The sequence below is a fragment of the Neisseria sicca genome, assembly GCF_017753665.1.
In the GTDB taxonomy this organism is placed as follows: Bacteria; Pseudomonadota; Gammaproteobacteria; order Burkholderiales; family Neisseriaceae; genus Neisseria; species Neisseria flava.
The window spans coordinates 1,506,138-1,518,488 of record NZ_CP072524.1 but is presented as its reverse complement, the minus strand read 5'-3'; the positions used below and the strand labels follow the sequence as shown (position 1 = coordinate 1,518,488).

Annotated in this window: 13 protein-coding genes; 5 read left to right on the top strand and 8 right to left on the bottom strand. The window is 52.6% G+C overall.

The features are described 5' to 3' along the window. Positions 1-2: 2 nt before the first annotated feature. The 3 genes from J7445_RS07170 to plsY form a co-directional block, all read right to left on the bottom strand. Positions 3-746 (bottom strand): epoxyqueuosine reductase QueH, encoded by a 744-nt coding sequence (locus tag J7445_RS07170; protein ID WP_209282854.1) that lies wholly within the window; start codon positions 744-746, stop codon positions 3-5. Between the two features lie 75 nt (positions 747-821). Then, positions 822-2,273 (bottom strand): patatin-like phospholipase family protein, encoded by a 1,452-nt coding sequence (locus J7445_RS07165; RefSeq protein WP_209282853.1) that lies wholly within the window; start codon positions 2,271-2,273, stop codon positions 822-824. A 157-nt stretch (positions 2,274-2,430) separates the two neighbouring features. Continuing rightward, the gene (gene plsY, locus J7445_RS07160; protein ID WP_209282852.1) at positions 2,431-3,042 is read right to left on the bottom strand and encodes a glycerol-3-phosphate 1-O-acyltransferase PlsY; all 612 of its coding nucleotides are present in this window, start codon (positions 3,040-3,042) and stop codon (positions 2,431-2,433) included. 56 nt (positions 3,043-3,098) lie between these two features. Between plsY and folB the strand changes: the two genes are divergently transcribed. Further along, on the top strand, positions 3,099-3,449 hold the full coding sequence (gene folB / locus J7445_RS07155; RefSeq protein WP_209282851.1) for a dihydroneopterin aldolase: 351 nt from the start codon (positions 3,099-3,101) through the stop codon (positions 3,447-3,449). A 157-nt stretch (positions 3,450-3,606) separates the two neighbouring features. Then, the gene (locus tag J7445_RS07150) at positions 3,607-4,140 is read left to right on the top strand and encodes an NUDIX hydrolase (protein WP_209282850.1); all 534 of its coding nucleotides are present in this window, start codon (positions 3,607-3,609) and stop codon (positions 4,138-4,140) included. Between the two features lie 68 nt (positions 4,141-4,208). On the opposite strand, the gene J7445_RS07145 is transcribed toward J7445_RS07150, so the two are convergent. Further along, the gene (locus J7445_RS07145; protein ID WP_003740850.1) at positions 4,209-4,631 is read right to left on the bottom strand and encodes a YidB family protein; all 423 of its coding nucleotides are present in this window, start codon (positions 4,629-4,631) and stop codon (positions 4,209-4,211) included. Between the two features lie 194 nt (positions 4,632-4,825). Further along, the gene (locus J7445_RS07140; protein WP_049228548.1) at positions 4,826-5,809 is read right to left on the bottom strand and encodes a hypothetical protein; all 984 of its coding nucleotides are present in this window, start codon (positions 5,807-5,809) and stop codon (positions 4,826-4,828) included. A 154-nt stretch (positions 5,810-5,963) separates the two neighbouring features. Between J7445_RS07140 and J7445_RS07135 the strand changes: the two genes are divergently transcribed. Further along, a complete protein-coding gene (locus tag J7445_RS07135) occupies positions 5,964-6,932 on the top strand; it encodes a hypothetical protein (RefSeq protein WP_003740853.1) in 969 nt (322 codons plus the stop codon). 93 nt (positions 6,933-7,025) lie between these two features. Here the strand turns inward: J7445_RS07135 and ruvX are convergent, their stop codons facing one another. From ruvX to J7445_RS07120, 3 genes are read right to left on the bottom strand one after another with little or no spacing between them, the layout of a single operon-like run. Continuing rightward, a complete protein-coding gene (gene ruvX, locus J7445_RS07130) occupies positions 7,026-7,502 on the bottom strand; it encodes a Holliday junction resolvase RuvX (protein ID WP_049228547.1) in 477 nt (158 codons plus the stop codon). Continuing rightward, positions 7,495-8,043, bottom strand: coding sequence for a YqgE/AlgH family protein (locus tag J7445_RS07125; protein ID WP_003757292.1), 549 nt, complete (start codon positions 8,041-8,043; stop codon positions 7,495-7,497). Before J7445_RS07125 ends, ruvX begins: the two co-directional genes overlap by 8 nt. A 12-nt stretch (positions 8,044-8,055) precedes the next feature. Then, positions 8,056-8,604 (bottom strand): CreA family protein, encoded by a 549-nt coding sequence (locus J7445_RS07120; RefSeq protein WP_049228546.1) that lies wholly within the window; start codon positions 8,602-8,604, stop codon positions 8,056-8,058. 195 nt (positions 8,605-8,799) lie between these two features. Here J7445_RS07120 and J7445_RS07115 point away from each other — a divergent pair, with 195 nt between their 5' ends. Both J7445_RS07115 and J7445_RS07110 read left to right on the top strand, forming a co-directional pair. Next, positions 8,800-10,509, top strand: a complete 1,710-nt coding sequence (locus tag J7445_RS07115) for a murein hydrolase activator EnvC family protein (RefSeq protein WP_209282849.1) — start codon at positions 8,800-8,802, stop codon at positions 10,507-10,509. A gap of 264 nt (positions 10,510-10,773) precedes the next feature. Beyond that, positions 10,774-12,276 (top strand): S41 family peptidase, encoded by a 1,503-nt coding sequence (locus J7445_RS07110; RefSeq protein ID WP_209282848.1) that lies wholly within the window; start codon positions 10,774-10,776, stop codon positions 12,274-12,276. Positions 12,277-12,351: the final 75 nt, after the last annotated feature.

Here is a 12,351-nt window from a genome sequence, read left to right as displayed (position 1 = left end):
CATTATTTATCCACGACGATTTTGGCTGCCTGTTCGTCAGGCGAGGGTTCGTATTGTGTGGATTCGTCGCCGTAATACAGCACGCCGAGTTTGATGGGGATGCGGCCTTGCGATTTGCGGTGGGCGTTGGAGTCGCGCAGGGAGTAGGCGCAGCCGCAGTATTCTTGTTGGTAGAAGTGTTCGCGTTTGCTGATTTCGATCATGCGCGCGCTGCCGCCGCCTTTGCGCCAGTTGAAATCCCAATAGACGACATCGTCGTAGGGCGCGGCGGCGCGGTGGCCGCAGTCGTTGATTTGCGCCATGTTTTTCCAGCGGGAAATGCCCAGCGAGCTGGTGAAGACGGGGAAGCCGTTTTCGTGGGCGTATTGGGCGGCTTTTTCGAAACGCATGTCGAAACACATGGTGCAGCGGATGCCGCGTTCGGGTTCGAATTCCATGCCTTTGGCTTTGGCGAACCATTCTTTGCGGTCGTTTTCGTAGTCGTCGTCTTTGTCGATGAAGGGGATGCCGAATTTGTCGGCGAAGCGCATGTTTTCTTCTTTGCGCAACATGTATTCTTTGAGCGGGTGGATGTTGGGGTTGTAGAAGTAGATGGTATAGTCGATGCCGCTGGCGAGCATGGCTTCCATCACTTCGCCGCTGCACGGGGCGCAGCAGGAATGCAAGAGGACTTTTTTATTGCCGCCGGGCGGGACGAGGATGGGGCGGTTGATATCGGTAACGATGGGGCTGGTTTTGTCGTTCATGATTGGGGCGTTCCGTTTCGGTGTTTCAGACGACCTCTTGGGTTTTATGGGTCGTCTGAAAGGGTTGTGGTGTGTTTATTGGATGGGTTTGTTTTGTTTTTTGGCTGCTTTGCCGTCTTTGGGATCGGGTGGCGGCGGCTCGGCGAAGATGGTTTCGGGGTTGGGGTGTGCGGCAAATTCTTGCAGCAGTTTTTGGTAGTCTTGGGACTGTTTCATCAGCTCGGCTGCGGCGGTTCGCAGGTTGTCCACGTCTTCGGGCGGGAGGTAGAAGCTGGTGGGGATGTTCAACACTTTGTCGCGCAATGCGGACGGCGGTAGGTCTTTGAGGTTGAGGCTGACGAAGGAAAAGCTGATTCCGTCGCCGTTTTGTCGGCTGGCTTCGTTGCGCTTGTCGACAAAGGCGCGGAAGCGGCGTTGGGATTCTTGGGTGTACTGGTCGATGGGGATGTTGACGATGGCGGTAACGACGTCGCGGAATCCGGGTACGGCGGCGGTTTTGTCCATATTGCTGCTGATTTGGTTTTGGGCGTTGACGCTGATGACGACGATGTGTCGTAGGTTGCGGCTGCGGATTTGTTGTTCCAACACTTTGTCGGGATACATTTCGGTCATGTCCAAGAGGCTGCGCATGCCGAGGTTGTCGGTTAAGCCGCCGTCTATCAGGTGGATGTAGGGACGGGTTTTGCTGTCGCTGTATTTGTTGAACCTGTCTTTAAACTCTTGATAGGTGGCGTTTTGCTGCTTTTGGGACTCGAGGCCGGTCATTTGTAGCTGCGGCGACAGGGTGTAGCCGCAGTTGCCGCCGTTGTTGTTGAGGGTAATCGGGGCGAAGATCATGGGCACTGCGCTGGAAGCGGCAACGGCGCGGGCCAGGCGCAATCTGCCCAAGTCGATACACATGGGGTCGAAGTATTCTTGCGTGAAGTTCAGGCGTTCGCCCGCCCCCATATCGGTGGCGGAAATGATGGCGAACGGGCCTTTGCCGTGCATTTCCAAATCGCGGAAGGTGGTTTTGCCGAAAAGGTGGTTTTCAAACTGCTCCTGCAAGAGGTCGCCGCGTCCGTATTCGGGTGAGGCGAGGCGGGGCAGGTTGGTCATGGAGAAGGCTTGTTTGACGACTTGGCGTTGGAAGTTTTGGTGAAGGAAACGCTTGTAAAACATGGGGATGGTTTCTTCGCCTTTGAGCGCGAAATAGGCGGCGAGGACGGAGCCGCCGGATACGCCGACCACCAAATCGACATTGGACATCAGCGATTTGCTTTTGCCGCCGATGGTAACTTTTTGCTGCTGAAGCTGTTCCAACACGCCGTAGCCCAACGCCGCCGCGCGCGTGCCGCCGCCGGAGAGCATCAGGATGATGAAGGTGTCGTCTTCTTCGCGCTGAAACTGGCTGGTTTCAAAACGATAGCCTTGGTTCATATCAATTTTATTGATGGTGGCGACAGGCTGATACTTGACCAGCGAGCAGGCAGACAGCGCGGCTAAAGTAAAGGCGGTCAGGACGGTTTTGAACGGGCGTTTCGGCATGGAAGTTTGGCTGTGAAACGAAAGAGCTTGATTATAATGGATTAAATCGGTTTTTGATACCGTGCGGCAGGTTAAGCGATGCCACAGCGTAGATTGGAAGGTTTTCAGACGACCTTTGGTTCATTCCGCAATCGGACAGGTCGTCTGAAAAATAAAATCAGGATTTATCTGCCTTATCTCCGATTTTGCCTTCTTTGCCCTGAAGCAGGTTTTGGATATTGCTTTTATGACGGTACAACACCAGCACGGCGATGACGACGGTCGCCCAAGCCCAAGAAGGGTAGGGCATCAGCCAAAAGGCGACGAGCGGCGCGGCTACGGTGGCAGTCAACGCGGCAAGTGAGGACACTTTAAAGCCGAACGCCATCACCAGCCAAATCGCCGCGCAAACCAAAGCCGTTGCAGGAGAAAGCGCCAGCAGTACGCCCAACGCAGTCGCCACACCCTTGCCGCCTTTGAAGCCGAAAAACAGCGGCCACATATGTCCGACCAATGCGGCGACGGCAACCGCTGCTATGGTGATGTCCGACAGATTCAAAGCATCTTGCAGACAGCGTGCCAAAATCACCGCCACCAAACCTTTGAGCGCGTCGCCCAGCAAAGTCAACGCCGCTGCCTTTTTCTTGCCGCTGCGCAAAACATTGGTCGCTCCGGGGTTGCCCGAGCCGTAAGTGCGCGGATCGTCCATGCCGTAATATTTGGAAACAATGACGGCAAACGACAGCGAACCGATTAAATAAGCCGCGATAACGGCAGATACATTGAACATTTCAGATGCTTTACTTAAAATGGGACGCTCATTTTATCAAAAAAACAGGCAGGCAAATGGACAAAATCTTTTTACGCGGCATGAAGGCGGACACCCTGATCGGCGTGTACGACTGGGAACGCGAACGCCCCCAAACCCTGATTTTGGACTTGGACATCGGCATCCCCGAACAAAGCGGTCAGGACGACCACATCGGCAATACCGTCCACTACGGCGAAGTCTGCGAAGCCGTCAGGGCAAGCCTTGCCGAACAAAGCTTCCTCTTGCTCGAATCATTGGCGGAACACATCGCCAAGCTGATTCTCGAAAATTTCGGCGCGTTGAGTGTACGCGTCAGAATCATCAAGCCCGGCATCCTGCCCGATGTTAAAGAAGTCGGCATTGAAATCGAACGCAGCAGGGTTTAAAACAGCACAAACGTTTTAGCGAAACCCGCTTCGCTCCCTTTCAGACGAGCCTTTTCATGACTCAAGAGGTCGTCTGAAAGCTCGGCTCCAAAGAAGTTAAAACCCATTCCCGATTTTCAGACGACCCCGTATCAAACTTTACAAAGAGAACACGCAAATGGATTTGAAAGAAACCAAACTCAGCAGCGAGCCGATTTATCAAGGCTCATTTGTTACCATCAACCGCGACAAAGTCCGCCTGCCCAACGGCAACGAAAGCCAGCGCATCGTCATACGTCATCCCGGTGCGGCCTGCGTTTTAGCGGTTACCGAAGAGGGCAAAGCCGTACTCGTGCGCCAATGGCGTTACGCCGCAGACGCTGCCACGCTCGAGCTGCCCGCCGGCAAACTCGATGCAGGCGAAGACCCTGCCGAATGCGCCCTGCGCGAGCTGGCGGAAGAAACCCCGTACACCGCCGACCGCGTCAAACTCATCAGCAGCTTCTACACCGCCATCGGCTTCTGCGACGAAAAAATGTACTTCTACCAAGCAGAAGGCGTGCGCCTCGGCAGCACCCTGAGCAACGACGAAGACGAAATCACCGAAACCGTCCTGATGAGCAAGGAAGAAGCCTGCGCCGCTTTGGAACACAATGAAATCAAAGACGGCAAAACCTTAATTGGGTTGCAATATTGGCTGATGCAGGATTGATGTGAAGAGAATGTAAAAAGGTCGTCTGAAAGAATGTTTTCAGACGACCTTTTTGTTTAAAGTACCACTTATTTGGTGAAGTTTTTCAGTATGGCGGAGGCAATGTCGTCCAGACCAAAACCGTCGGCTTCCTGCGCCGAGCCGTTGGGGGTGGCTTTATCAACGAGGTTGGGCAGGACTTGAGCCAGCAGGTCGCCCGCCTGGTTGGCATCGATGCCGAACTTTTGCGCCACTTGGCTGATGGTGTCGCTGCCCAGCGCGTTTTGCAAATCGCTGCCGGATATGGGCGCGTTGTCTTGTTGGTTGGAAACCCAGCTGTTCAATACGTCGCCTAATCCGCCTTGTTGCAACTGGTTGATCAGACTGCCCACGCCGCCTTGCTGACGTACCAAATCCATCGCCATATCGGTCAGAGAGTTTTGTGCGCCGATACCGTCTTTACCGCCCAGTGCTTGTGCTGCCGCGTTCAGCAGACTGTCCATTAATGCCATGATGTTTCCTTTGTGTGAAGTGTAAAATGCCGAGTGTAACAAAATTCCGTCGTTTAATTTGCGGTTTAACTTAAATTAAACCCGACTTAGGGAGAATTGACGCTAAAACAAAAAAAGTCGTCTGAAAGCCTGTGTTGCACTTTAAATCCGAATCCAAGGACCTTTTATTTCAAGCCGAGGCAGGAAGGTTTCGGCTATTCACCGTCTTGGAAAATTACGTCGTTTTCAAACCGCGCCATATTGTGCAACCCGTCGGTCAGGGCGATGCCTTTCAGTTCGTGGCGGCGAACCAAGTCCAACACGGCTTCCTTGCCGGAAACGGGATGGCAGCCGGCAGGACCCATGTGTTGGAAACGGTCGGTGTAAAAAAGATATAAATAACCGTCCCGCGCGTAAAGCCCGCCTTCTTTACGGCTTATCCCAACAAAAAGCGGCTGCTCCGCCAGTTGGTTCCAAACGATATACTTCACGGATTTCGCCAAATCCGCCGAATATTTTTCCACTAACCCGATCAGCAACACATTCTCTTGCGGCGTATTGCCGGCAAAAAAGTCCAGCAATTCGTCATCTTCGACATTCGTAAACTGCTTAAACAATTCTTCCGCACGCGCCGGTGTAACCTTATAGGGATTGGAAAAACCGACAATGGCTATCGGGTGAAATTGCAGCGGCAGCTTGGCATCGGTGCCGATGGACAAAGCATCCATCTTCTCTCTGGAAGCCGCCATGCTGCCCGCGCCGTTCACGCGCATCAACCAAGAAAGCGCGCATTCAAAATGCTCGCCGTCCTGCCCTCTGTATTCCATCAGTTGAATGCCCAGCGAGTGAGCGACACGCAGGACATTGTTCAGATTGTTGAACTGGTCTGCCTTATCCAACGCTCCGACCAAGCCGATGCCGTCTAAAGCGCCGTCCTGCCCGTCTGAAAAAGTCCGCGCCGCTTCATAGGTTTCAAACAGATACAAAACCGTCCGCCCGTCTTTCAGACGACCTATATAAGGGATGCCCGTTCCTTCCGATACATCCGCCTGCATGGCAGACAGCGGCACATACACTTTATCTTTCGCATAAATCGCCCGTGCCGCACCCTCGCTTTTTTCCTGCGCGGAAAGTTTGCGTGGCTCTTGTGCCGTTTCGTCGGACGGCTTGTTCCCAAAAATTTTAGACAAAATACTCATTCGGTTTTCCTTAATGTATTGGTATGCGCCCGCCTGACTGCTTTTCTGCACAACAGAACGGCGCGCAAGATTTTATCACAGCCTTTTTCAGACGACTTGCATTACCCCTAAGATACCGTCCATAATAGCTTTATGCTTTAAGCTAGGAAAAACAATGACTCTCCGAACCTCTACGTTATCCCTATTCACCCTGCTTATCCTCTTCCCGACCGTTGCCGCCGCGAACGACGAACCACCCGCCGACGGCGACACTTGGTTGGACCACCGCCACAAAGGAGTTTCCAAACGCTTGGACAAATGGTCCAACCGCATCGACGACTGGTTTGGCGAACCAAATCCCGACCATCCTGCCGACGCTAACCTGCGCCTTATGCTTGATACCGAATGGAACCCTGACGACAAGTTTACCGTGACGCCACGCGTACGGGGTCGTCTGAAACTGCCGACTTTGGAGAAAAAAGTCCATGTGGTTTTCGGTGATGACTCTTTGGACGACGAGTTGAAACACGAAGCCAACGCCTACCGCAACCGTACCAATACCAATGGCAGGATATTCGACGCCTCCCAAAGTCGCGACAACAACGCCTCCCTTGCCGTACGCTGGTCTGAAGCATTCGCGAAACAGCGCACCAATACCGACTTCGATATCGGTATCCGCTCCGGCAGCGACCTGTTCGCCCGCGCCAAAAGCTCGAGCAATTGGCAACTGACCGACCACATCGACACCAGCTTGGAACAAATCTACCGTTACGGCATCAAGAGCAAACACCATGTCCGTACCAACTGGGAAACGCGTTACACCCCCAACGAAAAAAGCTTTATCGCCAATCAGGCGCACCTGCAATACGAACACGATAAAACCGAAGACTGGACATGGGGCAACAGCCTCTTCCGCCAACACAACCTCGGCAAGCACCGCCACGTCAACTACGGCGTGTACACCGGCGGCAATATCGAAAAACGCAAAGCCGCCCTCAATACCTACGGCCCGTTTACCACCTACCGCCAGCCGATTTGGCGCAACTGGCTGTTTACCCAAACCGAGCTCAACTACTACAACAACCGCAAGGAAAACCAAAAACACCGCGTCGGCGCGCTGTTAAGGATTGAAGCCTTGTTCTGATGCAAAAAGGTCGTCTGAAAGCCTGCTGCCGGATTCAACCCCGTCAATACAGCTTTCAGACGACCTTTTTTCTCAAAATTTTTTCAAACTCTCTCAATCGGATGATTCTTCCGAACCTTCTTCCCTGCCGTTGAAATACTCCGCCGCACCGCCATCGAAAAAGCCCTGCAAAATCGCTTGCGCCGCCACTTGGTCGAGTACCGCCTTTTGCTTGCGCCCGAACACCAGCGCCTCGGCAAGCAGGCTTTCCGCATATAGCGAAGACATACGTTCGTCCACCCAATATATGGGCAGGTTAAAACGCCCGTGCAGGCGGCGGCCGAATTTGCGGCTGAGGCGGGTCAACTCGTGTTCCGTGCCGTCGGCGTGGGTCGGCAGTCCGACGACCAGATGCTTGGGCTGCCATTCCCGTATCAGCTTGGCGATGGCGTTGAATTTCTCGTCATTGCTGTTGCCGGTAACCGTCGCCAAAGGATGCGACAAGCCAAGCTCCGCATCGCCCTGCGCCACACCGATACGCGCCTCGCCGAAATCAAACGCCAAAACCGTCCCTGTCGGCGCTTTATGCATGACCGGCTCCACAGACAAGCGCATCGGGCTGGATGCCCAGCTTGGCGAATGCAGCGGCGTAGCGGTGTTCATAAGGCATATCGAACAAAATATGTTCGTCCGCCTTCACCGTCAGCCAGACATTGTCCGCCAGCTCGCGTTCAAGCTGCCCTTTGCTCCAGCTCGAATAGCCTATGCTGATTAAAATTTTGTCCACCGCGCCTTCACGCGATAAGTTTTCAATCACATCGCGCGAAGAAGTCAGGGCAATGTCGTCTGAAACAATCATACTGTTTTGCCAGTTGCCCACGGGCGTATGCACGACATAGCCGCGGTCGATCTGTACCGGCCCGCCCATCATGACGTGTTCGTGTTGCATCCGTAAAGGAATATTGCGGTCGGACGCCGCAAAAATCATGTCCATCGTAATCGGCGACGGTTTGTTGATGATGATGCCCAACGCGCCCTCTTCGTTGTGTTCGCACACATAAATCACCGAATTTTCAAAAAACGGATCATCCATATCGGGCATGGCAATCAAGAAATGGTCGGTTAGGTTCATATCGCTTGTCTTTTATTTGGTCGGTACAGGCGCATCCACGACGCACGCACCGTAAATCTGTTTACCTTCCGCACCGGCAATTTGCTGCACATCCGCTTTAGCACCGCTAAAGCAAGACACCGCGCTCAAAGAGTTCTTCGGCGAACCCTGAACGATTTTGTCGCTATAAACTAAATACGCAAACGCCTTACGTTTAGGATCGTAATAACGGATAATCTGCTGGCTCTTAAACGCCAAACTCGCACTGCGTTTAAACACTTCCCGCGGCTTGACGACAGCTTGCTCGTTGTAACGGATGACCTCCGCCGTCTGCACGCACGACACGGAAGCATCGCTCGCATCCTCCTCCAAATTCACCGTCTCTTTCAAACCGCCTTTCTTCGCATAAGAAATATAACAGGCAACCCCTTGCACATCAGGATCGTCAAAACCCTCAACTTCAATACGGTCATTTTTCCCCAGCATATGAAAAACCGTGCTGGCACGTCCGATTTTATCGGTATCGTTACCGCAGGAAGCAAGAAGCAGGGCGCAAAGCGCAGGCAGAATGATTTTATTCATGTAAATAAGAAACCTTTGAGGGTTGAAAATAAAGAAGCTAACACCGTAGCTCCTACTATATAAGACCGCTTGTTCAGATTGCAAGCGCAGAGGAAAGTATTGTCTGAACAAATATGGGCAGATGTTATTTTCAGACGACCCCGCTGACTATATAATTCCGCCTATTGCCTTTATTTTAACGATCCAGAACCAATCATGCGTTACAAACCTCTTTTACTCGCCCTGCTCATCGGTTTCGCTTCGCCTTCTTTCGCCGCCAAAGACGCGCCCAAAGAGAAGGCTGCACCTGTCAAAAAAAGCGTCAAAGACAAAAAAGACGCCGAATCTGCTAAAAAAGAAGCTGCCAAAGACAAAGCGAAACCTGCCGCGAAAAAGGAAACTGTCGAAGCGGCGAAAAACGAGCGTGCCAAAGAACGCAGAAACGACAAAGAAACCAAAAAACAAGATAAAGCCGACAAAACCAAAAAAGGCGAAGCCAAAGCGGAAGAGAAGGCAGGCAAAGCCGTTCCCGCAAAAACCGAGCCTGTAAAAGGCAAAGACAAAGCGGCAGACAAACCCGCAGCCAAAAATAATGTAAAGGCAAAAAAAGAAGCTGCTGAGTTGCCTAAAAAAGATGAAGCAGGGGTAAAACAAGACAGAAAAGCCGTTGAGAAAAAAGCGGACAAAGCTGATAAGAAAACCGCTGCCGCCGATTCAGACGACTTCAAAGCCGCAGTAACCGCCGCCGCCAATGATTTGGAAAGCAAAAAATCGCTGCGCAGCCGCAACGAAGGTTTCATCATCCACGTCAACACCACGTTGAAACAGTTGCAGCAAAGCCGTATCAACCTGTCCGCCATCAACCGCCAGCAGCGCGACGCATGGGATAAGTTCCAAAAGCTCAATGCTGATTTGAACCACCTGAAAACCCAGGTTTCCAACACGCGCGCGCAAATTTCCCGTTTCGTTTCAGGCAATTATAAAAACAGCCAACCCAACGCCGTTGCCCTGTTCCTGAAAAATGCCGAGCCGGGTCAGAAAACCCGCTTCCTGCGTTACACCCGCTATATCAATACTGCCAACGAGCAAGTCATCAAAGACCTTGAGAAGCAGCAAAAAGAGCTGGCAGCGCAAGAGCAGAAAATCAACAACGAGCTGGCATACCTGAAAAAACTTCAGGTAAACATCCAATCCTCGCTGCGCCGACACGGCGTAACCAACACCGCCGAACAAGCGGAAAGCCGCCGCCAAAATGAGCAGATGGCAAAAGATGCGCAGAAAAAAATCAACCACAAAGAAAACGAACAACGCCTGAACAACTTATTGAAAGACTTGGAAAAGCGTAAAGCCGAGCAACGCCGCCAAGAAGCCGAAGCGCGTAAAAAAGCCGCCGAAGCCCGTCTTGCCGCCGCCGAAAAAGCGCGCAAAGACCGAGCCGCTGCCGCACAAAAAGCCGCCGACGAACGCGCCGCCATGTCCAACCTGACCGCAGAAGACATGAACATCCGCGCGCCTTCCTACGTCAGCATCAGCAATGCCAACAGCTTCAGCCGTATGCAGGGTCGTCTGAAAAAACCGGTCAGCGGCACGCTCGCCGGACTCTTCGGACAAGACCGCGGCGACGGTGAAGTTTGGAAAGGCGTGTTCTACCAAACGACTCCGGCAGCCGTCAGCAGCATCGCCGCCGGTACGGTTACCTACGCCGATGAATTGGAAGGTTTCGGCAAAGTCATCGTCATCGATCACGGCGACGGCTATATTAGTATTTATTCGGGCTTGAGCGAAATCGAAGTCGCCAAAGGCTACGCCGTAGCCGCAGGCAGCCGTTTAGGCGTCAGCGGAACCCTGCCTTCAGGCATGGAAGGCCTGTATTTGGAAGTCCGCTACAACGGGCAGGCAATGAACCCGCTCTCCTGGATAAGCTGACCTGCAAACCGGTTTGACATTTTCAGACGACCTTTTACCGTATTACTGGTCGTCTGAAATTTAATAACTGAACCCAACGGCCTTATATTCAAAAGCTTTTACACCCGCGCAGATATTTTTTACGCGAATCCGGTTGTTTATCAAGCGTAAATCGCATACAGTCTTGCGGACGTGTATTCAGGTCGTCTGAAGCAATATTTCCATACTCCGTTTCACAGTCATTACGGTCTGAAATGAAATAAGACAAAAAGAAAGCTATTCATAATGTCAACATCCACTTTGAAAAAAGTCGCACTCTACACACTCGGCGCATTCAGCGGTGTCGTCCTCAGCTTGAGCGTTCAAAGCTTTGCCGCCGAAAAAGACAAAAAAGACAACGAAACCCTGCCCGTACAATCCATCCGCAACATGGCGGAAGTTTACGGACAGATCAAAGCCAATTATTACCAAGATAAATCCGATGCCGATCTCTTTGAAGGCGCGATGAAAGGCATGGTATCCGACCTCGACCCGCATTCCGAGTATTTGGATAAAAAAGGCTTTGCCGATATGAAAGAATCTACCAGCGGCGAATTCGGCGGCTTGGGTATGGAAATCGGGCAGGAAGACGGATTTATCAAAGTCGTTGCCCCGATTGAGGATACGCCCGCCGAGCGCGCAGGCGTGAAAAGCGGCGACTTCATCGTCAAAATCGACAACGTTTCCACACGCGGTCTGACCACCAGTGAAGCCGTGAAAAAAATGCGCGGCAAACCGGGTACCAAAATCACCCTGACCCTTTCGCGCAAAAATGCGGACAAACCCATCGTCGTCAACCTGACCCGCGCCATCATTAAAGTCAAAAGCGTCCGCCATCACCTGCTCGAACCGGGCTATGGCTACATCCGCGTGTCCCAATTCCAAGAGCGCACCGTGGCAGCCATCAATGAATCCGCCAAGGCATTGATTAAAGAAAATAAAGGCGCGCCGCTCAAAGGCCTCGTCCTCGATCTGCGCGATGACCCGGGCGGCTTGCTTGACGGCGCAGTCGGTGTGTCTGCCGCCTTTCTGCCTGCAGATGCAAAAGTCGTCAGTACCAAAGGACGCGACGGCAAAGAAAGCTCGGTATTGAAAGCCCGTCCCGAAGACTATATCCGCGTGAGCGGCAAAGACCCGCTGGCAGATCTGCCTGCCGAGTTGAAAACCATTCCGATGACCGTGTTGATCAACTCAGGCTCTGCCTCCGCCTCCGAAATCGTTGCAGGCGCGCTGCAAGACCATAAACGCGCCGTCGTTGTCGGTACGCAAAGTTTCGGCAAAGGCTCGGTACAAACGCTGATTCCGCTGTCCAACGGCAGCGCGGTTAAGCTGACCACCGCGCTGTATTACACGCCGAACGACCGCTCGATTCAAGCACAAGGCATCGTTCCCGACGTCGAAGTCAAAGACAAAGACCGCGCTTTTGAAAGCCGCGAAGCCGATCTCGCCGGACACATCGGCAACCCGCTCGGCGGCGAAGACGTCAACAGCAGCAACGAAATCAGCACGCCTGATTCAAACGAAGCTGCCAAAGCCGATGAAAACGCCAAGTCTAAAAAAGGCAAGGACAAAGATAAAGACGAAGACATCTCCAGCCGTCGTATTCCTAATCCCGCCAAAGACGACCAACTCCGCAAAGCCTTGGATTTAGTGAAAAATCCAGCCGAATGGCAGAAGTCTTTAGGTTTGGCGGCGAAAAAACCGGCCCCGAAAAAAGACAAGAAAGACGGTAAAGACGAAGGCAAATAAGCTCAGTCCGAATCCTTGAAAAAAGGTCGTCTGAAAACGATATCAGTTTTCAGACGACCTTTTCACACTTCAAAA

Coding starts and splice junctions, on each gene's coding strand:
- J7445_RS07165 (WP_209282853.1), bottom strand. CDS start 2,273: ATGCCGAAACGCCCGTTCAAAACCGTCCTGACCGCCTTTACTTTAGCC.
- folB (WP_209282851.1), top strand. CDS start 3,099: ATGGACAAAATCTTTTTACGCGGCATGAAGGCGGACACCCTGATCGGC.
- J7445_RS07125 (WP_003757292.1), bottom strand. CDS start 8,043: ATGAACCTAACCGACCATTTCTTGATTGCCATGCCCGATATGGATGAT.
- J7445_RS07140 (WP_049228548.1), bottom strand. CDS start 5,809: ATGAGTATTTTGTCTAAAATTTTTGGGAACAAGCCGTCCGACGAAACG.
- J7445_RS07110 (WP_209282848.1), top strand. CDS start 10,774: ATGTCAACATCCACTTTGAAAAAAGTCGCACTCTACACACTCGGCGCA.
- ruvX (WP_049228547.1), bottom strand. CDS start 7,502: ATGCATAAAGCGCCGACAGGGACGGTTTTGGCGTTTGATTTCGGCGAG.
- J7445_RS07120 (WP_049228546.1), bottom strand. CDS start 8,604: ATGAATAAAATCATTCTGCCTGCGCTTTGCGCCCTGCTTCTTGCTTCC.
- plsY (WP_209282852.1), bottom strand. CDS start 3,042: ATGTTCAATGTATCTGCCGTTATCGCGGCTTATTTAATCGGTTCGCTG.
- J7445_RS07115 (WP_209282849.1), top strand. CDS start 8,800: ATGCGTTACAAACCTCTTTTACTCGCCCTGCTCATCGGTTTCGCTTCG.
- J7445_RS07150 (WP_209282850.1), top strand. CDS start 3,607: ATGGATTTGAAAGAAACCAAACTCAGCAGCGAGCCGATTTATCAAGGC.
- J7445_RS07135 (WP_003740853.1), top strand. CDS start 5,964: ATGACTCTCCGAACCTCTACGTTATCCCTATTCACCCTGCTTATCCTC.
- J7445_RS07145 (WP_003740850.1), bottom strand. CDS start 4,631: ATGGCATTAATGGACAGTCTGCTGAACGCGGCAGCACAAGCACTGGGC.
- J7445_RS07170 (WP_209282854.1), bottom strand. CDS start 746: ATGAACGACAAAACCAGCCCCATCGTTACCGATATCAACCGCCCCATC.